This is a genomic window from Brevundimonas sp. (assembly GCF_030656255.1).
In the GTDB taxonomy this organism is placed as follows: Bacteria; Pseudomonadota; Alphaproteobacteria; order Caulobacterales; family Caulobacteraceae; genus Brevundimonas.
Genome location: NZ_JAUSOE010000005.1, coordinates 1 through 22046 on the forward strand (window position 1 = coordinate 1; position 22046 = coordinate 22046).

Sequence of the window (22046 nt, forward strand, 5' to 3'; positions counted from 1 at the left end):
AGCAGTTGCTCGCACATCTTCTTCGCCTCGGCGGCCGGATCCGCGGCGCCGTCGAGATCGAATTCGATCAGCTTGCCGACACGGGCGTCGGACACCCCGGCCCAGCCCAGACCGTGCAGGGCGCCTTCGACGGCCTTGCCCTGGACGTCCAGCACGCCGGGCTTGAGGAAGACGTGAACCTTGACCTTAGCCATTAATGCAGCCCCCCTTGGATCACCGTGGGCATGCCCTTCATGATGCCCAGGCGACGCGCGACTTCGGTGTAGGATTCGATGACATTGCCCAGGTCGCGGCGGAACCGGTCCTTGTCCATCTTCTCACCGGTGGCGGCGTCCCACAGACGGCAGGAGTCGGGGCTGATCTCGTCGGCCAGGATGACGCGGCTGAAGTCGTTTTCCCAGATGCGGCCGAACTCGATCTTGAAGTCGACCAGGGTGATGCCGACGGCGCCGAACATGCCCGACAGATAGTCGTTCACCCGAACCGTCATCGCCAGGATGTCGTCCAGTTCCTGGGTCGAGGCCCAGTTGAAGGCGGTGATATGCTCTTCGGTGACCATCGGGTCGTTGAGCTCGTCCTTCTTGTAGTAGAATTCGATGATCGAGCGGGGCAGGGGCGTGCCTTCCTCGATGCCCAGGCGCTGGCTCATCGAGCCGGCGACGATGTTGCGGCAGACGACTTCCAGCGGAATGATCTCGACTTCACGGATCAGCTGCTCACGCAGGTTCAGACGTTTGATGAAGTGGTTGGTCACGCCGATGCCGTTCAGGCGCGACATGATGAATTCGCTGATCTGGTTGTTGACCACGCCCTTGCCTTCGAGGACCGCCTTCTTCTGCGCATTGAACGCGGTGGCGTCGTCCTTGAAATACTGGATCAGGGTGCCGGGCTCAGGTCCTTCGTACAGGATCTTGGCCTTGCCTTCGTAAATTTTCTTGCGCTTGCTGTTCATATTCCGGTCCCGGCTTACGGGCGCCCTCCAGAAACAAAAATCGCGCGGCCATAATGGAAAGGGGAAGACCCGGTCCTGGCGGCGCGTTTTGGAATCGTTCGGGCAGTCAATCTCGTTCGGCGACTCCTTAGCCGAACGCGGCCTCCGATACAAATGAGGCGAAACGGTTGTGTGGGCGGGCGCAGCGCGCGGATGCGACGGAAGTCATGTTGCGTTCAGACACGGTCGGGCTATAGACGGCGCTTGCCCCGAGGTTAGCGGGGCGTTCGGAGCTATGCTGAGCGACATGACGACCTTCGACGATCGGGAAAAAGGCTACGAGGCCAAGTTCGCCCTCGATCAGGAGCAGGAATTCAAGGCCATCGCCCGGCGCAACAGGATGTTGGGCCACTGGGCGGCCGAGAAGATGGGCCTGTCGGCTGAAAGCAGCGACCAGTACGCGGCGGCCATCGTGCGCGCCGATATGGAGCAGCCGGGCGACGAGGACGTGTTCCGCAAGGTCGCCGGCGACTTCAAAGCCTCGGGCCTGTCGGTGTCCGAGGGCGAAATCCGCTCCAAGATCGACGAACTGGCCTCCATCGCCCGCGAGCAGATCCGCGCCGGCGAATAGGATCTGGCCTTCGGGCAATGTGAGAATTCGAAAGGGCCGCACCCGGGGGAAAGTGCGGCCCTTTCTTTTTGCCGGGGACGTTGGGGGATGTCTCACCCGGCGTACTGTGCGTCTCGCGCCCTTGAAGAACACAAGACGCCGGATTTGGTTTCAGCCCGTTCCGGGCGGGCCGAAATTATTTTTAGGGCATCAGAACCGTATCGACGACATGGACCATGCCGTTCGACTGGGCCACGTCGGCCTGGGTGATGGTGGACGTGCCGCCCTTGGCGTCGGTAATGACCCAGGTGTTGTTCGGGCCGGCTGCGACCTTCAGTTCCTCGCCCTGGACCGTCTCCAGAGTCGCGGTTCCGCCGTTGGCCTGGGCCTGGGCGGCGATGTCGGCGGCGGTCAGACGGCCGGCGACCACATGATAGGTCAGGATTTTCGTCAGATCGTCTTTCATCGCCGGCTGCATCAGGGCGGTGCGAGTCGCCTCGGGGATCTTGTCGAAGGCGGCGTTGTCCGGGGCGAAGACGGTGAAGGGGCCGGGGCCCTGAAGCGTCTCGACCAGGCCTGCGGCCTGAACGGCGGCCACCAGGGTGGACAGGTTCGAGGCCTTGGACGCATTGGCGACGATGGTTTCGTTCGGGCTCATGGCCGCGCCGCCGACCATGGGGTCGGCCGCCATGGGGGCCATGGCCGTGCCTTCGGCCGGCGCCATGGCGGTGGATTCGGCCGGGGCCGCCGCTTCGTTGTTGTTGCAGGCGCCGAGCGCCATCAGAGCGCCGCCGGATACGGCGACGAGCATGAGCGTGCGAATCTTGGTCATGGTGTTTCGTTCCCTATTGGTCCGCGCTGGGGCGGTCACGACTAGGTTACGTTCGGGGTGGCCTAAAGGATGCGTGCGGCGTGACAAGATGGCGCAGCTTGACCGTTCAGTCTTCGAATACGACAGTCTTTGTGCCGTGCAGCAAAACGCGGTCTTCCAGGTGTCGCCGCACCGCACGTGCGAGAACTCGACGCTCTATATCACGCCCTTTACGGATCAAATCTTCGGGCGTGTCGCGGTGGCTGATCCGCTCTACATCCTGTTCGATGATCGGGCCTTCGTCCAAGTCAGGCGTAACATAGTGGGCCGTGGCGCCGATGACCTTCACCCCCCGCGCGTGGGCCTGATGATAGGGGCGGGCGCCCTTGAAGCCGGGAAGGAAGGAGTGGTGGATGTTGATGCAACGCCCCTCCAGTCGGCGGCTGAGATCGTCGGATAGGATCTGCATATAGCGCGCCAGGACGACCAGTTCGGTCCCTGTCGTTTCGATCAGGCGCAGCAGTTCGCGTTCCTGCGCCGGCTTGTCGGCGGCGCTGACCGGCAGGTGGTGGAAGGGGAGGTCGCCCAGATCGACATGACCGATCTGCTCGCGCGGGTGGTTCGACACGATCGCCGTCACCTGCATCGGCAGTTCGTCGATCCGCCAGCGATACAGCAGGTCCGCCAGACAGTGATCGAATTTGGACGTCAGGATCATCACCTTGCGCGGCGCCGGCCCGCGCAGGGTCCAGTCCATGGCGAACCGCTCGGCCAGGGGCGTAAAGGCTGCGCGGATCGCCGCCTCCGGGTCGCCGTCCGCCGGTTCGAACACCACCCGCATGAAGAAGGTGGCGCTGGAGGCGTCGCCAAACTGCTGAGCGTCGGAAATATTGGCGTCCCGCTCCAACAGGAAGGCGGACACGGCCGCGACGATGCCGTGGCGGTCGGGGCAGGAAAGGGTCAGGATCATCAGGCGGCAGGCTTTTCAGGCAGAAAGTCGCCTAGTATGGCCCAGCTGTTCGCCTTTGCCGACAAGGATATTGCATGGGCGGGGCTGGAGGACGGCAGATCGATCAGTTCGAATCCATCCAGATTGGACAGGATGCGCCGGCCCAGCCTGGCCGCCAGCTTGCCGTTGAAGGCGACGGCGCGCAGTTCGGGCAGGCTTTTGATCAGGCCGCGCAAGTCGGCGGCCTCGGGGGATCGGATCGCAGCGTCCAGACTGCCGGAGCGCTGGGCCGAGGCGATCACGTCCCACAGCCCGACGCCGCGCGCCTTCAGTCGATCCAGCCGGTCGGCATAGGGCAGGGCGGGCAGGGCTTCGTGCAGCACGCCGCCGATCAGCGGCCAGAAGCCGTTGCGCGGATGGGCGTAATACTGGGACGCCTTCAGCGAGGCATCGCCGGGCAGGCTGCCGAGGATCAGAAGCCGGGTGTGGGCGTCGACGACGGGGGGAAAGCCGCGACTGCGTTCAGCGGGGCGCCGCCCCGTCACTTGACCGGCGGGTCGTCGCGCAGCCAGCCGGTGATCGAGCGACGTTTGCCGCCTGCGTAGGCGGCGACGGGCGCAACCGAGTGCATGCGCGGCGTCTTGAACACCGTCCAGACGTTGAAACCCGGCTTGAAGCCCCGCTCGATGTCGCCTGCATTGTCATGAAACATCAACTGGCCGCCCCAGTCGGACCGCCAATCGCGCGACAGGCCCAGCGTATAGGCGGCGCGCCGCTCCCCTTCGCCCGTGTCGTCGTGAAGGGTCAGGAAATCACCCGGGCGGAACCAGGTCGCCTGGGCGTCGATCTTGGTCACGCCGGTTTCGCCGGTGACCGCCTTGGCGAACTCGACGAAGGGGATGTCGTTGAAGAACTGGAGCAGCGCATGGGTGGCGTGGCCGGGTTCCTGGCCCGTCAGAAAAGACTTGATGATGGGATAGGCCAAATAGATGAAGGAAAAGCCGTCTCGTCCCTCAATTAGGGCCCTTTGAACCTGCGTGTTCAGGGCCTCACGGCCCAGGGCCTGTATCTCCTGCGGCGACAATAGTTTGCCGCCCTCCGGCGTCTTCAAGGACAGATGCCAGGGGGTGTCATGCTCCAGCGCCAGGTCCAGCCATTCGGCGCTCGCTTCGTCGAGCAGGTCGGGCACCTGCACCATGCCGTCGCGCGCATAGGCCGCCGAATAGTCGCGGGGATCGAGCCGGGGATTGAGCCGGATCGTGCGCTCGGTCATGGGCCTCAGTCTCCGAACACCCGCTTGAACACCACGTCCACATTCTTGGTGTGGTAGCCGAGGTCGAACAGGGCTTCGAGCTGTTCGGCGGGCAGGGTGACGCGCTCGTCGGCTTTCAGGAAATCAAGGAAGGCGCCTTCGCCGCGCCAGACCTTCATGGCGTTCTCCTGCACGGCGGCATAGGCGGCCTCGCGCGAAATCCCGGCTTGGGTCAGGGCCAGCATGACCCGCTGCGAATGCACCAGACCGCCCAGGCGGTCGATGTTGGCCTGCATGTTCTCGGGATAGACGTTCAGCCGCTCGACCACATTGGCCAGGCGGTGCAGGGCGAAGTCCAGGTGGATGGTGGCGTCGGGGCCGATGCCGCGCTCGACTGAAGAGTGGCTGATGTCCCGCTCATGCCACAGGGCGACGTTTTCCATCGCCGGGGTCACGGCCGAACGGACCAGACGGGCCAGGCCGGTCAGGTTCTCGGTCAGGATCGGGTTGCGCTTGTGCGGCATGGCCGACGAGCCCTTCTGGCCCTTGTCGAAGAACTCTTCCGCTTCCAGCACCTCGGTGCGCTGCAGATGGCGGATCTCGACGGCGAGGCGTTCGACAGAGCTGGCGACGACGCCCAGGGCGGCGAAGAAGGCGGCGTGGCGGTCGCGCGGGATGACCTGGGTCGAGACCGGCTCGACCTGGAGGCCCATCTTGTCGGCGACATATTGCTCAACCGCCGGATCAACATTGGCGAAGGTGCCGACGGCGCCGGAGATGGCGCAGGTGGCGATCTCTTCCTTGGCCGTGATCAGGCGGCGCTTGGCGCGCTGGAACTCGGCGTGATAGCCGGCCAGCTTCAGGCCGAAGGTCACGGGCTCGGCGTGGATGCCGTGGCTGCGGCCCACGGTCGGGGTGTATTTATGCTCCTTGGCGCGGGTCTCCAGTGCGGCCAGAACCCGGTCCACGCCGTCGATCAGCAGGTCCGAGGACCGGGCCAACTGAACCGCGAAACAGGTGTCCAGCACGTCCGACGAGGTCATGCCCTGGTGCAGGAAACGCGCCTCGTCGCCGACGATCTCGGCCACATGGGTCAGGAAGGCGATGACGTCGTGTTTGGTGGTGCGTTCGATCTCGTCGATGCGATCGGCGTCGAAGGTCGCGTGCTCGCCCTTGGCCCAGATGGCGTCCGCCGCATCCTGGGGGATGACGCCGAGCTCGGCCATCTTGGTCGCGGCGTGGGCCTCGATCTCGAACCAGATCTGGTACTTGGTCTCTTGCGACCAGATGGCGGCGGCGGCGGGGCGGGAATAGCGGGTGATCATGGGGCGGTCGTGTCGGTCCGGCCGCCTCCGGAGTCAAGGTTTGCGGCGATCTAAAGCTGCCCCATCGTATTGTCGTGATCCACGGCCTGCCGCTTCAGCCAGGCGACGAAGGCCGTGGCGCTGGGTGACGGCGGGCGGTCGCGGGGCTGGACGACATAATAGGCGAAGCCGACCGCTTCCGAGCCGTCGGGGAAGGGGGCGACCAGGCGGCCCGAGGCCAGGTCGGCCTGGGCCAGGGTGCGTTTGGCCAGGGCGACGCCGCGGCCGGCCATGGCGGCCTCGATCAGCAGGCCCGACTGGTTGAAACGCGAACCCCGCCGCGGGTCGGGATGGCGCACCCCGCGCGCCTTCAGCCACATGGCCCAGTCGGGGCGGCTGGGGTCGCCGTCGTTGGACATGTCGTGCAGCAGGGTGTGGCGCATCAGGTCGGCGGGCGTGCGGATCGGGTGTTCGCCGTCCATCAGAGAGGGAGCGCAGACGGGCAGGACCGTCTCGGTCATCAGCCGGTCCACCGTCAGGCCGGGATAGTCGCCGGGGCCGTAGCGGACGGCCAGATCCACCTTGCCCTCGGTCAGGTCGGCCGGCTCCATATCGGCCGAGATCCACAGTTCGATCTCGGGATGGGCGGTGTGAAAGTCGTCCATGCGGGGCATCAGCCATTTGGAGGCGAAGCCGGGCGCAACGCTGATCGACACTTGGCGGCGGCGGGGCGGTTCGCGCAGCAAGGCCGAGGCGTCCATCAGCCGTTCAAACCCCTCGCGCAACAGGGGCACGGAGGAGCGGCCGAGGTCGGTAAGCTGCAACCCGCGCGCCTCACGCACGAACAGGGGGCCGCCGACGATGTCTTCCAGCAGGCGGATCTGTTGGCTGACGGCGCCGGGCGTGACTGATAGTTCGTCGGCGGCGCGCGAGAAATTCAGGTGACGCGCGGCGGCCTCGAAGGCGCGGAGAGCGTTGAGCGGGAGCAGGGAACGGGCCATCGCCGTTAGAAATCCTATCAGCGCGCCAAAGGCAATCTGGTTTGCGGCTGTGGATGCAGAAGCCGAAGGTCCGCGTCCTGACGTCGTCCCTGTTCCCTCTCCCGGCGACCCCGAAAGCAAGACCCATGCGTGTATTTCTCGCCGCCATCCCGCTGGAGGCCGCAAAGATCGTGATCATCGGCGGCGGAGAGCCGGCGCTGGCGAAGCTGCGACTGTTTCTGAACACACCGGCCGAGCTGCTGTGGTTTACGCCGGACGGGGCCCCGCCCCGGATGGAGACGCCCCTGACCGCACCGACGCCACTATTGCGCACGCCGGACGCCGGCGATCTGGCGGGCGCGCGACTGGTGTTCATGGCGCTGGATGACGCGGATGAACTGGCACGGCTGGGCGCTCTGGCCCGGGCGTCGGGGGCGCAGGTCAATGTGGTCGACAAGCCCCATCTGAGCGACTTCCAGACCCCGGCTTTGATCGACCGCGACGAGGTGGTGATCGGGGTCGTCACCGGTGGATCGGCGCCCATATTGGCGCGTGACGTGCGCTCACGCATCGAGGGCGTGCTGCCGGCCGGTCTGGCCAATGTAGCCCGGCTGGCGCGCGAGCTGCGCGACACGGTCAAGGCCACTGTGCCCGACTTCATGGCCCGGCGTCGGTTCTGGGAGAAGGCGTTCCGGGGGCCTGCGGCCGACCTGGCCGCGGCGGGCCGCACGGCCGAGGCGCGGCGCGAAATGCTGCGACTGCTGAACTCGGCCGCGCCGGAACAGGGCGTGGTCCATATCGTCGGAGCGGGGCCGGGCGATCCGGAGCTGCTGACGCTGAAGGCGCTTCGGGTGTTGCAGGACGCCGACGTCATCATTCACGACCGTCTGGTGCCGGACGCCGTGCTGGAGCGGGCGCGGCGCGACGCCAAACGCCTGTATGTCGGCAAGGCGCGCGGCGAACATTCGGTGCCCCAGGACCAGATCGAGGCGCTGATGATCGAGGAGGCTCGCGCCGGCCACCGGGTCGTGCGGCTGAAGGGCGGCGATCCGTTTGTCTTCGGGCGCGGCGGCGAGGAGCTGGAGGCCATGCGGGCGGCCGGTGTGGCGGTCTTTGTGGTGCCGGGCGTGACGGCGGCCCTGGCCTGTGCGGCCTCGGCGGGGATTCCGTTGACCCACCGCGACCACGCCCAGGCGGTGACCTTTGTGACGGCCCAGGCCAAGCCGGGCGGGGGCGACGCCGACTGGGCCAGGCTGGCCGCGCCCAACCACACCCTGGCCATCTATATGGGCGTGGACCGGGCCGAGGAGACGGCGGCGAAACTGATCGCGGCCGGCCGTCTCGGCTCGACGCCGGTCGCCGTCGTCGAGAACGGCAGTCGGCCGGACGAACGCGTACTGACCGGCCGTCTGGACGGGCTGGGCGCCCTGGTGCGCGGCGCCGACCTGAACGGTCCGGCCCTGTTGTTCGTCGGCGAGACGGCGGCGTTTTCGGCAGCCCAGCTGGACGAGCGGGCGGAGGTGGCGGCGTGAAGATCGTGACGGCCAACCGCCTGTCAGACGGCCGCGTCATCTATGCGGGCGTCGGAGGCCAGCCGGTCGAGGGCATCGACCAGGCCTCGGTGCTGGACGAGACGACGGCCGAGACCGTGCTGGCCGAGGTGGCCGGCCGACCGGACGTCTTCGTGAACCCCTATCTGGTCGAGGTGCAGGACCATGTCCCCTCGGGTCGTGACCGGCTGAAGGAGCGGATTCGCTCCGCCGGACCGACCGTCGGCCACAGCGTCGCGGGAGGCGTGGGCTGATGTATCGCTATGACGAGTTCGACCATGCCCTGGTGCGTGAACGGGTCGAGGAGTTTTCGGACCAGGTGGCGCGCCGCGCGTCCGGCGCCCTGACCGAGGACGAGTTCAAGCCGTTGCGGCTGATGAACGGCGTCTATCTGCAGCTCCACGCCTATATGCTGCGGGTCGCCATTCCCTATGGGACGTTCAATAGCCGCCAGATGCGCCAGCTGGCCCATATCGCCCGCACCTATGACAAGGGCTACGGCCATTTCACCACGCGGACGAACATCCAGTACAATTGGCCGGCCCTGACCGACCTGCCGGCGATCCTGAGCGACTTGGCCGATGTCGAGATGCACGCCATCCAGACCTCGGGCAACTGCATCCGCAATACCACCACGGACGTCTTCGCCGGCGCCGCCGACGACGAGATCGAGGATCCTCGCCCCTGGTGCGAGATCATCCGCCAGTGGTCGACCATCCACCCGGAGTTCAGCTTCCTGCCGCGCAAGTTCAAGATCGCGGTGATCGGGGCCGAGAAGGACCGGGCGGCGATCCGCACCCATGACGTGGGCCTCCAGATCGTGAAGGGCGCGGATGGCGGGACCGCCTTCCGCGTCTTCGTCGGCGGCGGGCAGGGGCGGTTGCCGCATATCGGGCAGGAGATCGCTTCGGCCGTGCCGGCGGCGGACCTGCTGGCCTATCTGACCGCCATCCTGCGGGCCTGGAACCTGCTGGGACGGCGCGACAATATTCATAAGGCTCGGATCAAGATCCTGGTCGCCTCGGTCGGGCTGGAGGCCTTCCGCGAGGAGGTGGACAAGCACTACGCCACCCTGCGTCACGAAGACCTGCGGATCCCGGAAGACGAGGCCGAGCGGATCAAGGCCTATTTCGCCCCGCCGCCGTTCGAGGACCTGCCCAAGGCCAGCGCCCCGTTCGACCGCGCTCTGCTGGCCGATCCGGACTTCGCCCGGTTTGCGCGGAACAATGTGCGGCGTCATCGTCAGGCGGGCTATGCCTCGGTGGTGGTGTCGCTGAAGCCGGTCGGCGGGGTGCCGGGCGACATCACGGCGGACCAGATGGACGCGGTGGCGGATCTGGCCGAGCGCTACGCCTTCGACGAACTGCGCGCCGCCTACGAGCAGAATCTGGTCCTGCCGCATGTGAAGCTGGACGAGGTGCCGGCGCTGTGGCGGGCGCTGCACGCGGCGGGGCTGGCGACCGCCAACGCCGATCTGGCGACGGACGTCATCGCCTGTCCGGGCCTGGACTACTGCAGCCTGGCCAACGCCCGGTCGATTCCGGTCGCCCAGGCCCTGTCGAAGCGGCTGGCCGACATGGATTACCAGGAGAGGCTGGGGCCGGTCCGGATCAATATGAGCGGCTGTATCAACGCCTGCGGCCACCACCACGTCGGCCACATCGGCGTGCTGGGCGTGGACCGCAAGGGCGAGGAATATTACCAGATCACCGTCGGTGGTTCGCCCGACGAACAGGCGGCCCTGGGCGATATCGTCGGCAAGAGCCTGCCCGCCGACGAGGTCGCGCCCGCCATCCAGCGGACCCTGGACCGCTATCTTGAAATCCGCGCCGAGGGCGAGCGGTTCATCGACACGGTGCGCCGCGTCGGTCCCGACCCCTTCCGCGACGCCATCTATGAGACGCTCGATGCTGCAAACGCTTGAGGGGGTCCAGAACGGACCGCGTCTGTCGGTCACGACGCCGCTGGAAGAGGTCGAGACGGCCGCCGCCGCGACCGACGTCCTGGTGCTGGAGTTCGACGCCTTTCGCGACGGGCGCGGCTTCTCGCTGGCGGCGGTGTTGCGCGAGCGGGGCTATGCCGGGCGGCTGATCGCGGCGGGCAAGGTCCTGCCGGACCAGGCGCGGCACCTGCGGCGATCGGGCTTTGACGCGGTCGAACTGGCGCCGGGCGCGGACACGGCGGCGTGGGCGCGGATGGACCAGGCGTTCAGCGGCTCCTATCAGCCGGCGGTCGATCCGGCGCCCACCATCTGGCAAAGGCGGCGGGCGGCGTCGAACGACCCTGATCTGCAAGCTCTGGCCGACCGGCTGAACCGCGAGACCGAGGGCAAGGACGCCTCCGAGATCCTGAAGGCGGCGCTCGACCCGGCCCTGGGCTTGCGAGTCGGGGCCATATCTTCGTTCGGGGCTGAGTCGGCGGCTCTGCTGCACATCGTCGCCGAGACGGACCGGGACGTGCCGGTGGTCTTCCTGGAGACCGGCCAGCATTTCCTCCAGACCCTGTCCTATCGCACCCAGCTGACCAAGGCCCTGGGTCTGACCGACGTGCGGCTGGTCACGCCCGACGCGAACGAGAAGGCAAGCCTGGACGCCCGCGACGACCTGTGGCGGACCAACGCCGACGCCTGCTGCGACCTGAGGAAGGTGCGGCCCCTGGCCCGCGCCACGGTGGGTTTCAACGCCGTCATTACCGGGCGCAAACGCTACCAGGCCGCGACGCGCGCCCAACTGAAGCCGTTCGAGGTGCTGGACGGGGTGCTCCGGATCAATCCGCTGGCGGACTGGGACGCCGAGGACGTCGAGGCCTGGCTGGAGGCGCATGACCTGCCGCGCCATCCCCTGGTCGAGCAGGGCTATCGCTCCATCGGCTGCTGGCCGTGCACCCGTGCGGTTCAGGATGACGAAGAGGCGCGCGCCGGACGCTGGTCGGGGATGGACAAGGTCGAGTGCGGCATCCACCTAGGGCGACGTCAGGTCGCGGCCTGATCCCCCATTCGTTCGACCTCGCCTGAAAGCTGAACCGTGTCTGTCACACCGTCCGTCATTGACCTGATCGGCCATACGCCGCTGGTCCGCCTGAATCGCCTGTCCGACGAGACCGGCTGCGAAATCCTGGGCAAGGCCGAATTCATGAACCCCGGCGGCTCGATCAAGGACCGCGCGGCCCTGTCCATCGTCCAGGGCGCACGCGCGTCCGGCGCGCTGAAGCCCGGCGGGACCATCGTCGAGGGCACGGCCGGCAACACCGGCATCGGCCTGGCCCTGGTCGGCGCGGCTCTTGGCCATCCGGTGGTCATCGTCATCCCGCGCACTCAGTCGGAAGAGAAGAAGTCGGCCATCCGTTCGCTGGGCGCGCGCCTTGTCGAGGTGGACGCCGCCCCCTTCTCCAGCCCCAACCATTTCGTCCACTATTCCGGGCGTCTGGCGGCCGAGCTGAACGATAGCGAAGAGGCGGGCGCCATCTGGGCCAATCAGTTCGACAACACCGCCAACCGCGACGCCCACTACACGACGACCGGTCCGGAAATCTGGGACCAGACGGGCGGCGCGGTGGACGCCTTCGTCTCGGCCGTCGGCTCGGGCGGCACCATTTCCGGCGTCGCCGCCTATCTGCGCGAACGCAAGCCGGAGGTGAAGATCGCCCTGGCCGATCCGGCCGGCGCGGCCATGTTCAACTGGTTCACCAAGGGCGAGATGACGGGCGAGGGCTCGTCGATCACCGAGGGGATCGGGGTGGCGCGGATCACCGGCAATCTGGACGGCTTCAAGCCTGACCACGCCTACCGGATCGATGACGCGGAGTTCCTGCCGATCCTGTTCGACCTGGTGAGGTACGAAGGCCTGTCGCTGGGTGGATCGGCCGGGGTCAATGTCGCCGGCGCCGTGCGGCTGGCGCGCGAGATCGGGCCGGGCAAGACCATCGTCACCTGCCTGTGCGATCCGGGCTCGCGCTATGCGTCGAAGCTGTTCAATCCGGAGTTCCTGACGTCGAAGGGGCTGCCGGTTCCGGAGTGGGTTTAGGACTCACCTCCCCATTCGCGAAGGCGAATGGGGAGGACCGGTCGCGTAGCGACCAGGAGGGGGCGACTCCGACGATGGTGATGACTACGCCAGCGTCTGACACCGGGTCGCCCCCACCTGGCGCTCGCTGACGCGATCGCCTGTCCTCCCCATTCGCCTTCGCGAACGGGGAGGTGACGGCTATTTCTCCTCCGCGATCCAGGCGTCCATGCGCTGGTCCAGCAGCGCCAGCGGCAGCGGGCCCTCCGTCAGCAGCGCGTCGTGGAAGGTGCGGACGTTGAACTTCGGTCCCAGTTCACGCTCGGCCCGCGCCCGGATCTCGCGCAGGCGGATCTCGCCGATCTTGTAGGCCGTGGCCTGGCCCGGCCAGCCGATATAGCGCTGAAGCTCGGTCTCGATGTTGTGGGGCGCGAGGGCCGAGTTGTCGCGGAAACAGGCGCGGGCCTGTTCCTCTGACCAGCCCATCCAGTGCAGGCCGGTGTCGGCGACCAGACGACAGGCGCGCCACATCTCGTAGGACAGACGGCCGAACCGTTCGTAGGGCGTGCGGTAAAAGCCCATCTCCTCGCCCAGATATTCAGCGTACAGGCCCCAGCCCTCGGTGAAGGCGCTGACATTGGCCTGACGTCGGAAATAGGGCTGCCCCTCGGCTTCTTGCTGCAAGGCGATCTGGATGTGGTGGCCGGGGACCGCCTCATGCAGGGTCAGGGCGGGCAGTTCGTAGAGCGGGCGCTGGTTGAGCTTCGACGTGTTGACGACGTAGTGGCCGGCGACGCCGTTCTGCATCGAGCCGCCGTTGTAGCGGCCCGTGGTGTAGTTTTCCTCGATCTGCGGCGGGACCGGCTGCACGTCGTAGGGCAGGCGGGGCAGGGTGGCGAACAGGGCCGGCAGGCCGCCGTCGGCGCGCTTGGCCATCTCCGACGCCTTCTCCAGCAGGTCTTCGCGGGTCTGGGCGTAGAACTGCGGATCGGTGCGCAGGAAGGCCAGGAAACCGGCGAAGTCGCCGGTCCAGCCGGCGGCCTTCATCTCCACATCCATGCGGGCGCGGATACGGGCGACCTCGGACAAGCCGATCTGGTGGATCTGGTCCGGGGTCAGGTCGGTGGTGGTGTGGCCGCGCACCAGATAGGCGTACATTTCCTTGCCGCCGGGCCGCCCGCCCAGGCCGGGCGACGTCGGGGACTTGGGCAGGTATTCGGTCTCGAGGAAGCTCAGCCAGGCCTGGCGAGCCGGGACGATGGCCTGGGCCACGGCCGCCGCCGCCTCGGCCGTCAGACGATCCTTGTCCGCCTGAGACACGGTCGGAGGCAGGGTGGTCAGGGGTTTCAGCAAGGGTTCCGCGTCGGGCGCGATCGCCACGTCGTTACGCGCCCCGGCCAGGGCGCTTTCGGTCACGGAACGAGCCTGGACCAGGCCGGTGTCCAGGCCGCGCCGGGCGTTGTCCGTGGTCTGGGTGTAGATGTTTCCGAAGGCCCGTATGCGGCGGATATAGGCTTCGGCCTCGGCCACTGAGTTCAGGCGCGTGCCGCCGCCCATATAGAGCGCCCAGGTTCCGGGGCCGCCCTCGCTGTCGAAGGCCAGGCGCGAGGTGTCGTAGTCCAGCCCCTCGAGGCTGCGGTTCAGGGTATAGAGCAGGAAGGCGAGGTTGATGCCGCCGGCGTGGGAAAGACTTGCCGGGTCGATGGCGTCAAGCCGGGCGACGAAGGCCTTCAGCGGCGCGCGCTGGGCCAGTTCGAAGCTGCGCGACAGGTCGGGAACCCGGCCCATGGCCTCGACGTCGCCCTCGCTGCTGGCGGCGAAGGGGTCGATCGACTTCAGATAGGCCTCATAATCGACGATCAGGGCGTCGAGGGCGGCGTCAGCCGGACTGGGGGCGAGGGCGGCGGGGGCAGGCGTCGCCGAGACTTGCGCCATGGCCGCCGCCGGCGACCCCGCGGCGAGCAGGGCCGCGACGGCCAGATAAGAGATCTTCATGACGCCCTCCAGAACAGCCTGCACAGGCAAGCCGAGCGGGCGAGGCGCGTCAAGCCGTCGGGATCAGTTGCAGGCGACGAAGAAGCGTTCGATGTCGGCGCGGGTCTGGGGATGGGCGGCGTAGGTCCGCCTTTCGTCGCCGTCCCAGACGGCGATCCAACCCAGGCGGCGAAAACGCTGGAAGACCGGGTCGCGTGTGCGGGCCTTGGCCTCGGCATAGTGGCCTTCTGTGACGCCGGCGTCTTCGGACGTCGCCGGATAGTGTTCGGTGTCGCCGCCGGATTCCAGATGAAGCTGCCGCGACGGCTTCTCCAGTACGGCCGCCAGATCCAGCGCGCCCGAGCCGGAGCCGCAGAACAGTTTCAGCTTCACCTCGTCGCTGTTGGCGACGCCGTAGGCCAGGGTGTTTTCCCGGGCTTCCTGGTTGAGGAACCAGTCATAGTTCGGGGTCGGCGCCGGGGCGCCGGCGTCGGCCATGGAGGTCGAGACCGGCGCAGGCGTGGCGCAGGCGGCCAGGGCCGACAGGGCGAGCAGGGGCAACAGGGGCTTCAGCAGACGCATGATCGGTTCCTATCCGGCGCAACGATCCGCGAAGCGGCGAAGCTTGGCAAGATGGGGGCGTTCGACCTTGACCGCGCCGGCTCGGTCGCCGGTCATGATCGCCATGTCGCCAGAGCCGACGAAGGCCGCGAACAGGGGATGATCGGTGCGCAGCGTGACCTCCAGCCTTCCGCCGCGCCCGATGCGCGCCGCGCTGGTGGTCGAAGCCGCGCCGGATGTCAGCCGGGCGAAACCGGGTTGGGCCTCGGGGGTGGACTTGGCGTTGGTGTCGTAAAGAGTGACCGTCGCGACGTTGGATTGCGGGGCGCATTGAAGCGTGGCCCTCAGCGACGGCGTGTCGGTGACTTCATTCGCCAGAACAACGGGGCCTTCGCCCTCGTAAAGAGTCCAGGTCCAGGCCAAGGGCGGCGACCCGGACGGGCCGGCCGCCTGAAGGCCGGCCGTCAGGGCGGCCACAAGAACAAGGTTCATAGATCAGCCCCCGCTGATGGCGACGCGAAGCGGCGTCATCATCCATTTCGTCAAGCGCGCGACGATCCGCAATAGGAAAGGAAGCCGGCGATCATCCGACGCTCGTCCGGGCTCGCCTTCAGGTCGAACCCCCCGGCGTCGCCCTGCACGCGCATCGCGCCGCGCGAGGCCAGCCCGGTCAGGCTGGCGTCCTGCAGGGAGAGGCGGGTTTCCACCGCGTCTCCGCCGCTCATGGGATCCAGGGGCGTCGGGCCGTGAGAGGCTGCGATCAGACGCGGCGTATCGGGCTGGACGTCGCCATAGACGACTGCGGTCGCGTCGCCGGGGGAACAGGTGACCATCAGGGCCAACTGGTCGGAATTCTCGACCCCATAGGCCAGCTTGGCCATCGCGCCCTCATGGCTCAGATGCCAGCCCATCGTCGGCGTCTGGACGGACGCGAACGCGTCAAGGTTCTGAGTCCTGGCGGCGAAGGCGACCAGGGCGATGGCGGCGGCGGCGGGGATCAGAACCTTGAACATGGGATTACTCGCGTCTGACGGACAAACGCGGTTACGCATTAAGGGTTCACGGCCAAGCTTGAGCCGCCGTCGCCCTGTGGCCGAGCGGCATCAGTGAATCAGAACGGGCTGAACCGCTCCACCAGGCTCTGGGCGGCCGGCGTCGCCTGCATGCGGCTGATGTCGCCACGACCGCCGTAGGAGATCCGGGCTTCGGCGATCTGGGTGTGGTTGATCGCATTGGCCGACGAAATGTCCTCGGGCCGCACGATGCCGGCGACGGTCAGTTCGCGGACCTCGCGGTTGGTGCGCACTTCCTGCCGACCCTGGATCACCATATTGCCATTGGCCAGAACCTCGGTGACCACGGCGGCGACGGTCAGGGAGACCTTTTCCGAGCGGCTGACCGAACCGGACCCTGAGGCGTTGGTCTCGCCTTCCAGCCCGACCATGTTGGCCGCGTCGAAGCCGCCGGGGAAGACCCGGCCCAGGCTGCTCTCCAGGCCGAAGAAGTTGGAGACCCCGGCCGAGGAGTCGTTCGACCGCGCCCTCTGGGTCGAATTCTGGGTCTGGGCCCGGTCGTCGATGTCGATCTTGACCGTCAGGATGTCGCCGACGTGACGCGCGCGCTGGTCGCCGAAGAAGGTGCGGGCCCCGGCGCGCCACAGGCTGTTGGCGCTGGCGGGTGTCGCCTCCTGGCGCAGGCCGGGGCCGGCCATATAGGCCTGCTGCACCGGCACAAGCGCGGCCGGATAACCGATGGGGGCCAGTTCAGGGCCGCGCACGGCCTCGATGGCGGTGGAGCAGGCGCCGAGCGAGGCGGCGGCGGAGACGGCGGCGACGATCAGGATCTTGCGCATGACGGATTTCCCTAGCGGGCGGCGAACTGTTGAGGAGTGGTGCGGACCATGTCGGCGGCGGGGCCGGCGACAGCCTGGCCCGGACCGGACGCGACGGCGTCGATGACACGGTTGGAGGCGGTGTTGAGGACGGCGACGGGTTCGCCCAGCGCGGCGTTGCGCATGGCCTTGCCCATGATGCTCAGGTTCACGCCGCCGACCTGATAGGTGACGCGCACCATGTCGTTGCGAGCGATGACCTGCTGTCCGCCGCCGGCCGGACGATAGGCGGGTCGGTTCTGAGGAGCGGGGGCCTGAAGATCTGATTGGGCGGCGGCGGCCGAAATCGGACCGGTCGAACGGCGGACGGCGACGCGACGCAGGCCGTTGGGATTGGTCCAGTCCAGACCGGCCTGGCGGGCCTGGGCCTGAAGCTGGCCGGCCTCGATCACGACAGATGGGCCGACCCGCTGGGCGACCACCACCCCGGCGGCCGCGCCGGCACCGTCGAAGATATCGCCCAGGGTGACATTGCCGTCGTCGTCGACAGGGTTGGACTTCAGCGAGACCGGTCCGGCCCATGCGGGGCTGGAAAAGGCGGCGAGAGCGGCGGCGAGAGCCAGGGCGCGACGGATATGGGTCATGACTTAGCCCTTCACCTGAGCCGTCACCGACAGCATTTCGTCGGCGGTCGAGATGACCTTGGAGTTCATCTCGTAGGCCCGTTGGGCGATGATAAGGGCGCTGATCTCTGCCACGGAATCGACGTTGGAGGCTTCGGTGTAGCCTTGCATGATCTGCCCGAAGCCGGTGTCGCCGGGCGTGCCGACATTGGCGGCGCCCGAGGCGGCGGTTTCCAGCAGCAGGTTGTCGCCGATGGCTTCCAGACCGGCTTCGTTGAAGAAGGTGGCCAGTTCGATCTGGCCGACCGTGGTCGGCGCGGTCTGACCGTCCTGCGTCACCTGAACCAGGCCCGACTTGGAGATGGTGACGTCGATGGCGTCCTGGGGGATGGTGATGGCCGGTTCCAGCGCATAGCCGTCGTCGGTGACGATCTGGCCTTCCTGGTTGACCTGCAGGTTGCCGGCGCGGGTGTAGCCGATCTCGCCCGAGGGCAGGGTGATCTGGAAATAGCCCTTTCCGTCGATCGCCATGTCATAGTCGTTGCCGGTCTGTTGGGGCGTGCCCTGTTCGGTCACCCGATAGACGGCGCCGGCCTTGACGCCCGCGCCGATCTGGATGCCGGTCGGAACGACGGTGCCCTGGCTGGACGACTGCGCGCCCATCCGTTCGACGTTCTGGTACAGCAGGTCCTGGAACTCGGCGCGCTGCTTCTTGAAGCCCACCGTATTCATGTTGGCGATGTTGTTGGAGATGACCTCCACGTTCAGCTGTTGGGCGGCCATGCCCGAGGCTGCGGTTCTGAGCGCGCGCATGTCTGGGTGCTCCCTTAAGCGGCCTTGCCGAGGCGCTCTACGGCGCGACGGCTCAGGTCATTGGTGTTTTCGATCATTCGGGTGATGCTTTCGTAGGCCCGGCTGATCTCGATGAGATTGGTGATCTCGGTCAGCGAATTGACGTTCGACGCTTCCAGCGATCCCTGATGGATCTGAACGTCGTTGGCCTCGACCGGCTGGGCGTTCGAGCCGTTGCGATAGAGGCCGTCTCCGCCCTTTTCGAGCACGCCGAGCGTGTCGAAACGAACGACCGACAGGCGGCCGGTGATCTGGCCGTCCTGGGTGATGGTGCCGTCTGCGCCGACGGAGGGCGCGCCGAGGGCGGGGTCCAGCACGATCTCCGCCCCGCCGCCCAGCACGGCCTGACCCTGTTTGGTGGTCAGCCGGCCTTCCGGGTCCAGGGTGAAGGCGCCGTCGCGGGTGTAGGCCTCGCCGGCCGCGCCGTCTCGCACGGTGAAGAAGGCGCCCTCGCCGGCGATGGCGAAGTCGAGGGGGCGGCCGGTTTCGGACATCGAGCCCTGGCCGAAGTCGCGGCCCACGCCGTTGTCCAGCACGAAGCTGGCCGAGGGGCGGATGGAGTCGTTGCGGGCGCGCTGGCCCACTTCCGTCCCGACCATCAGCTGTTCGACCTTGAATCCGGTGGTGTTCGCGTTAGCGACGTTGTTGGCCACGATGTCGAGCTCGCGGCGCAGCGTCATCTGACGGGACAATCCGATATAGGCGGCGTTTTCCACGAGTGGCGTGCTCCTTCGATTTCTCCCTCGCAACGACCGTGCCAACAGGGTTAATCCAGCAGGAATGGCGGTTTGAGGGGGCGGAAGGCCGGTGACGCCCGGCAAAAACTGCCGTTTGTAAACGTCGCATTAACCAAGCTGGGCCGATCCTCCCTATGAGATTCTCCGGGGCGAGCGCATGTTCAAGTTTGGCAAGAAGAAGGGCGACCCGAACGCCGCCGCCGATGCGCCCGCCGATACGGAGGCCGCAGAGGGCGAAGAAGGCGCGCCCAAGAAAAAGAAGCTGCCGATCCTGTTCATCATCGTGCCCGTGGCCGTGCTGGTCCTGGGCGGCGGCGGCGCGGCGGCCTTCTTCCTGATGAAGCCCAAGCCGGCCGAGGCGCATGGCGAGGAAGCCGCCGCCGCAGGTCACGGCGAGGAGAAGGCTGAGGAAAAGGGCGGTCACGGCAAGGAAGAAAAGAAGGCCGAGGGCGGCGGTCACGGCGCGCCGGCCGAAGGCGGAGAGGCTGATCCGGCCCTGGGCAAGATCAGCGAAGGGCCTGACGGCGTCACCTTCTACACCCTGCCGGATATGGTCATGAACATCCAGTCGGCCGACGGCCGGCCGACCTTCCTGAAGCTGAAGCTGACGCTGGAGATGCACGACGCCGAGGTGGCGACGCATCTGCAGTCCGAGATGCCGCGCCTGCAGGACATGTTTACGGGCTTCGTGCGCGAACTGCGTCCCGAGGATCTGAGCGGCTCGGCCGGCACCTATCAGCTTCGGGCGGAGATCCTGCGCCGCGTCAATCTGGTCGCCGCGCCCGGCAAGGTGGACGCGGTCCTGATCGAAGAAATGCTGGTGCAGTAGGCATGACCGATACGGCGCTCGATTCCTTCGGCGGCATGGGCGATCCCGCGGACGCCCTGTCCGAACGCGTCCTGAACCAGGACGAGATCGACAGCCTGCTGGGCTTCGATCTGGGCGACGACGACGGTTCGGAAAAGTCCGGCATACGCGCCATCATCAATTCGGCGCTCGTCTCCTACGAACGTCTGCCGATGCTGGAGATCGTGTTCGACCGCCTGGTGCGGTTGATGACGACCTCGCTGCGGAACTTCACCTCGGACAACGTCGAGGTGTCGCTGGACAACATCTCGTCGATCCGTTTCGGCGACTATCTGAACTCGATCCCCCTGCCGGCCATCCTGGCGGTGTTTCGGGCCGAGGAGCTGGACAACTACGGCCTGCTGACGGTCGATTCCAATCTGATCTATTCGATCGTGGACGTGCTGCTGGGCGGTCGTCGCGGCACGGCGGCGCTGCGGATCGAAGGGCGGCCCTACACCACCATCGAACGGGTGCTGGTGCAGCGGATGGTGGAGGTGGTGCTGAACGACGCCCGCCTGGCCTTCGAACCCCTGACGCCCGTCACCTTCAACCTGGACCGGCTGGAGACCAATCCGCGCTTCGCCGCCATAGCCCGGCCGGCCAACGCCGCCATCCTGATCAAGCTTCGCATCGACATGGAAGACCGCGGGGGCCGAATCGAGCTGTTGCTGCCCTATGCGACGCTGGAACCGATCCGGAAAATGCTGCTGCAGCAGTTCATGGGCGAGAAGTTCGGCCGCGACAATATCTGGGAAGGCCACTTGGCCACCGAACTCTGGACGACCGAGACCGAGGTGCGCGCCGTGCTGGACGAGCAGATGATGCCCCTGTCCACCGTGCTGAACCTGAAGGTCGGCGACACGATGATGCTGAACGCCACGCCGGATTCGGAAGTCTCGATCCGCGCCGGCGCCATCCCCCTGACGACGGGGCGAATGGGCCGCAAGGGGCAGCATATCGCCGTCCGCATCGAAGGCCCGGTGAACCCTGAAATCGCCGCCCGCATAAGAGGACCCCGCTGATGACCGGCATGATCATGGATGCGGTGTTGATGCTGCTGCTCGTCGCGGCGGTGGGCTACGGGATCAAGCTGGAACGCAAGCTGGCGGCCCTGCGCACCGGCCAGGTCGCCTTCGCCCAGGCGGTGACGGAACTGAACGCCGCCGCCGGTCGCGCCGAGGCCGCGCTGGCGACCCTGCGCGCCTCGGGCCAGGAGACGGACCTGCTGCACGACCGCATCATCAAAGCGCGCGAGGTCAAGCAACAACTGGAAACCCTGATCGCGCGTGCACCCGCCGCGGCGCCGCGGCGGGTGCAACAGGAAGAGGCGTCGCCGCGCCCCGAAGTCGTTCGCCCGGTCGTGCCCGCGCCTTCGCCCGCCGCCGTGGTCAATGATGATGACGAGCGCGCCCGGCGCATGGCCGCCCTGGCCCAGCGCATTCAGGGCATGTCCGGCCCCGCCGCGACGGCGCGAGCCGGGGCGCCGGCGGGGCGCGACAATGTCGCCGCCATCGTCCAGGCCCTGACCTCTGTCGGCTCCGCTAACCATTCCGCCAAACAAAGCCTCAACGCCGCGCGTCGTAATCTCGACGACGATCTGTTCGCCGCCTGAGTTCGGAACCCCATTTCATGGCTCGCATACCCCGCCTTCTGCCCCTGATCGCCGTCGCCATTGGCGGGGTCGTCGCGGTGCGCGCCGTCGGCGTCGCCCCCGGCCTGTTCGAAGGCGCCAAGGCCTGGGCGGAAGAGGCGCCGGCCGCCGCCGGCGCTCCGCCCAAGCCGGCCCTGCCCGGCACCTGCGCCCTGTCGCCCGAACAACTGGCCCAGCAGGCGGGCATTTCGCCGGCCGAACTGAAGATCATCCAGTCCCTGTCGGCGCGCCGCACCGAACTGGACGCGCGCGACCAGGATTTCGCGACCACTCTGCCGCTGATGGTCGCCGCCGAGCAGAAGCTGGACGCCAAGGTTCAGGCCCTGACGGCGCTGAAGGCCGAGATGAATCAGATGCTGGGACAGGTCGACGAGCGCGAAAAGGCCGAGATCGATCGCCTGGTCCAGGTCTATTCCGCCATGCGGCCCAAGGAGGCCGCGCCGGTCATGGCCACCCTGGAGGATCGGGTCCGCCTGCCGGTCGCCGCCGCCATGCGTCCGCGCACCCTGGCCGCCATCATGGCTCAGATGACGGCGCCCCAGGCCAAGGAACTGACCGAGAAACTGGCCGCCCGATTCC

General features: G+C 67.3%; 26 protein-coding genes. 10 read left to right on the forward strand and 16 right to left on the reverse strand.

The annotated features are described in order from the left end of the window. Window positions 1-194: phosphoribosylformylglycinamidine synthase subunit PurS (purS, locus tag Q7J26_RS00160; protein WP_304934513.1), on the reverse strand; the 194-nt coding region annotated here is incomplete at its 3' end. After that, window positions 194-952 carry a phosphoribosylaminoimidazolesuccinocarboxamide synthase gene (gene purC, locus Q7J26_RS00165; protein WP_304934514.1) on the reverse strand — a complete coding sequence of 253 codons (759 nt, stop codon included), beginning with the start codon at window positions 950-952 and terminating at the stop codon, window positions 194-196. The genes purC and purS, both read right to left, overlap by 1 nt. Before the next feature lie 286 nt (window positions 953-1238). Here purC and Q7J26_RS00170 point away from each other — a divergent pair, with 286 nt between their 5' ends. After that, entirely contained in the window at window positions 1239-1562 is a 324-nt protein-coding gene (locus Q7J26_RS00170) for a DUF1476 domain-containing protein (RefSeq protein ID WP_304934515.1), read from the forward strand. Between the two features lie 181 nt (window positions 1563-1743). Here the strand turns inward: Q7J26_RS00170 and Q7J26_RS00175 are convergent, their stop codons facing one another. The 6 genes from Q7J26_RS00175 to gcvA form a co-directional block, all read right to left on the reverse strand. After that, window positions 1744-2373 carry a fasciclin domain-containing protein gene (locus tag Q7J26_RS00175; RefSeq protein ID WP_304934516.1) on the reverse strand — a complete coding sequence of 210 codons (630 nt, stop codon included), beginning with the start codon at window positions 2371-2373 and terminating at the stop codon, window positions 1744-1746. A 106-nt stretch (window positions 2374-2479) separates the two neighbouring features. Next, entirely contained in the window at window positions 2480-3322 is an 843-nt protein-coding gene (gene purU / locus Q7J26_RS00180; protein ID WP_304934517.1) for a formyltetrahydrofolate deformylase, read from the reverse strand. Beyond that, entirely contained in the window at window positions 3322-3846 is a 525-nt protein-coding gene (locus Q7J26_RS00185; protein WP_304934518.1) for a DNA-deoxyinosine glycosylase, read from the reverse strand. The genes purU and Q7J26_RS00185 overlap by 1 nt, the downstream gene beginning before the upstream one ends. Next, window positions 3843-4574 carry a 2OG-Fe(II) oxygenase family protein gene (locus tag Q7J26_RS00190; RefSeq protein ID WP_304934519.1) on the reverse strand — a complete coding sequence of 244 codons (732 nt, stop codon included), beginning with the start codon at window positions 4572-4574 and terminating at the stop codon, window positions 3843-3845. The genes Q7J26_RS00185 and Q7J26_RS00190 overlap by 4 nt, the downstream gene beginning before the upstream one ends. A 5-nt stretch (window positions 4575-4579) precedes the next feature. Further along, window positions 4580-5878, reverse strand: coding sequence for an adenylosuccinate lyase (gene purB, locus Q7J26_RS00195; protein ID WP_304934520.1), 1299 nt, complete (start codon window positions 5876-5878; stop codon window positions 4580-4582). A 50-nt stretch (window positions 5879-5928) separates the two neighbouring features. Then, window positions 5929-6858 (reverse strand): transcriptional regulator GcvA, encoded by a 930-nt coding sequence (gene gcvA, locus Q7J26_RS00200; protein ID WP_304934521.1) that lies wholly within the window; start codon window positions 6856-6858, stop codon window positions 5929-5931. Window positions 6859-6983: 125 nt separating this feature from the next. Between gcvA and cysG the strand changes: the two genes are divergently transcribed. The 5 genes from cysG to Q7J26_RS00225 are packed head-to-tail and all read left to right on the forward strand — an operon-like array spanning window position 6984 to window position 12409. Continuing rightward, window positions 6984-8369 (forward strand): siroheme synthase CysG, encoded by a 1386-nt coding sequence (cysG, locus tag Q7J26_RS00205; RefSeq protein ID WP_304934522.1) that lies wholly within the window; start codon window positions 6984-6986, stop codon window positions 8367-8369. Continuing rightward, window positions 8366-8641, forward strand: a complete 276-nt coding sequence (locus Q7J26_RS00210; protein ID WP_304934523.1) for a DUF2849 domain-containing protein — start codon at window positions 8366-8368, stop codon at window positions 8639-8641. The genes cysG and Q7J26_RS00210 overlap by 4 nt, the downstream gene beginning before the upstream one ends. Further along, a complete protein-coding gene (locus Q7J26_RS00215; RefSeq protein WP_304934524.1) occupies window positions 8641-10311 on the forward strand; it encodes a nitrite/sulfite reductase in 1671 nt (556 codons plus the stop codon). Before Q7J26_RS00210 ends, Q7J26_RS00215 begins: the two co-directional genes overlap by 1 nt. Then, complete coding sequence (locus Q7J26_RS00220) at window positions 10295-11374, forward strand: phosphoadenylyl-sulfate reductase (RefSeq protein WP_304934525.1); 1080 nt, start codon at window positions 10295-10297, stop codon at window positions 11372-11374. Before Q7J26_RS00215 ends, Q7J26_RS00220 begins: the two co-directional genes overlap by 17 nt. A gap of 36 nt (window positions 11375-11410) precedes the next feature. After that, the gene (locus Q7J26_RS00225; protein ID WP_304934526.1) at window positions 11411-12409 is read left to right on the forward strand and encodes a cysteine synthase A; all 999 of its coding nucleotides are present in this window, start codon (window positions 11411-11413) and stop codon (window positions 12407-12409) included. Between the two features lie 180 nt (window positions 12410-12589). Here Q7J26_RS00225 and Q7J26_RS00230 read toward each other — a convergent pair whose 3' ends face one another. From Q7J26_RS00230 to flgF, 8 genes are all read right to left on the reverse strand, one after another. After that, window positions 12590-14383 carry a DUF885 family protein gene (locus tag Q7J26_RS00230; RefSeq protein ID WP_304934527.1) on the reverse strand — a complete coding sequence of 598 codons (1794 nt, stop codon included), beginning with the start codon at window positions 14381-14383 and terminating at the stop codon, window positions 12590-12592. Window positions 14384-14446: 63 nt separating this feature from the next. Beyond that, window positions 14447-14944: a hypothetical protein gene (locus Q7J26_RS00235; protein WP_304934528.1), complete on the reverse strand. Its 498-nt coding sequence runs from the start codon at window positions 14942-14944 to the stop codon at window positions 14447-14449. Window positions 14945-14953: 9 nt separating this feature from the next. Continuing rightward, window positions 14954-15415: a hypothetical protein gene (locus Q7J26_RS00240; protein ID WP_304934529.1), complete on the reverse strand. Its 462-nt coding sequence runs from the start codon at window positions 15413-15415 to the stop codon at window positions 14954-14956. 50 nt (window positions 15416-15465) lie between these two features. Next, the gene (locus tag Q7J26_RS00245; protein ID WP_304934530.1) at window positions 15466-15936 is read right to left on the reverse strand and encodes a hypothetical protein; all 471 of its coding nucleotides are present in this window, start codon (window positions 15934-15936) and stop codon (window positions 15466-15468) included. 98 nt (window positions 15937-16034) lie between these two features. Continuing rightward, complete coding sequence (gene flgH, locus Q7J26_RS00250) at window positions 16035-16775, reverse strand: flagellar basal body L-ring protein FlgH (RefSeq protein WP_304934531.1); 741 nt, start codon at window positions 16773-16775, stop codon at window positions 16035-16037. An 11-nt stretch (window positions 16776-16786) separates the two neighbouring features. Continuing rightward, the gene (locus tag Q7J26_RS00255) at window positions 16787-17398 is read right to left on the reverse strand and encodes a flagella basal body P-ring formation protein FlgA (protein ID WP_304934532.1); all 612 of its coding nucleotides are present in this window, start codon (window positions 17396-17398) and stop codon (window positions 16787-16789) included. 3 nt (window positions 17399-17401) lie between these two features. Then, window positions 17402-18190 carry a flagellar basal-body rod protein FlgG gene (flgG, locus tag Q7J26_RS00260; RefSeq protein ID WP_304934533.1) on the reverse strand — a complete coding sequence of 263 codons (789 nt, stop codon included), beginning with the start codon at window positions 18188-18190 and terminating at the stop codon, window positions 17402-17404. Between the two features lie 14 nt (window positions 18191-18204). Further along, window positions 18205-18945 (reverse strand): flagellar basal-body rod protein FlgF, encoded by a 741-nt coding sequence (gene flgF / locus Q7J26_RS00265; protein ID WP_304934534.1) that lies wholly within the window; start codon window positions 18943-18945, stop codon window positions 18205-18207. A 178-nt stretch (window positions 18946-19123) separates the two neighbouring features. Here flgF and Q7J26_RS00270 point away from each other — a divergent pair, with 178 nt between their 5' ends. The 4 genes from Q7J26_RS00270 to Q7J26_RS00285 form a co-directional block, all read left to right on the forward strand. Then, window positions 19124-19795 carry a flagellar basal body-associated FliL family protein gene (locus Q7J26_RS00270; RefSeq protein ID WP_304934535.1) on the forward strand — a complete coding sequence of 224 codons (672 nt, stop codon included), beginning with the start codon at window positions 19124-19126 and terminating at the stop codon, window positions 19793-19795. Between the two features lie 2 nt (window positions 19796-19797). Continuing rightward, a complete protein-coding gene (fliM, locus tag Q7J26_RS00275; RefSeq protein WP_008260695.1) occupies window positions 19798-20838 on the forward strand; it encodes a flagellar motor switch protein FliM in 1041 nt (346 codons plus the stop codon). Beyond that, complete coding sequence (locus tag Q7J26_RS00280; RefSeq protein ID WP_304934536.1) at window positions 20838-21428, forward strand: DUF6468 domain-containing protein; 591 nt, start codon at window positions 20838-20840, stop codon at window positions 21426-21428. The genes fliM and Q7J26_RS00280 overlap by 1 nt, the downstream gene beginning before the upstream one ends. Before the next feature lie 17 nt (window positions 21429-21445). Then, window positions 21446-22046: MotE family protein (locus Q7J26_RS00285; RefSeq protein ID WP_304934537.1), on the forward strand; the 601-nt coding region annotated here is incomplete at its 3' end.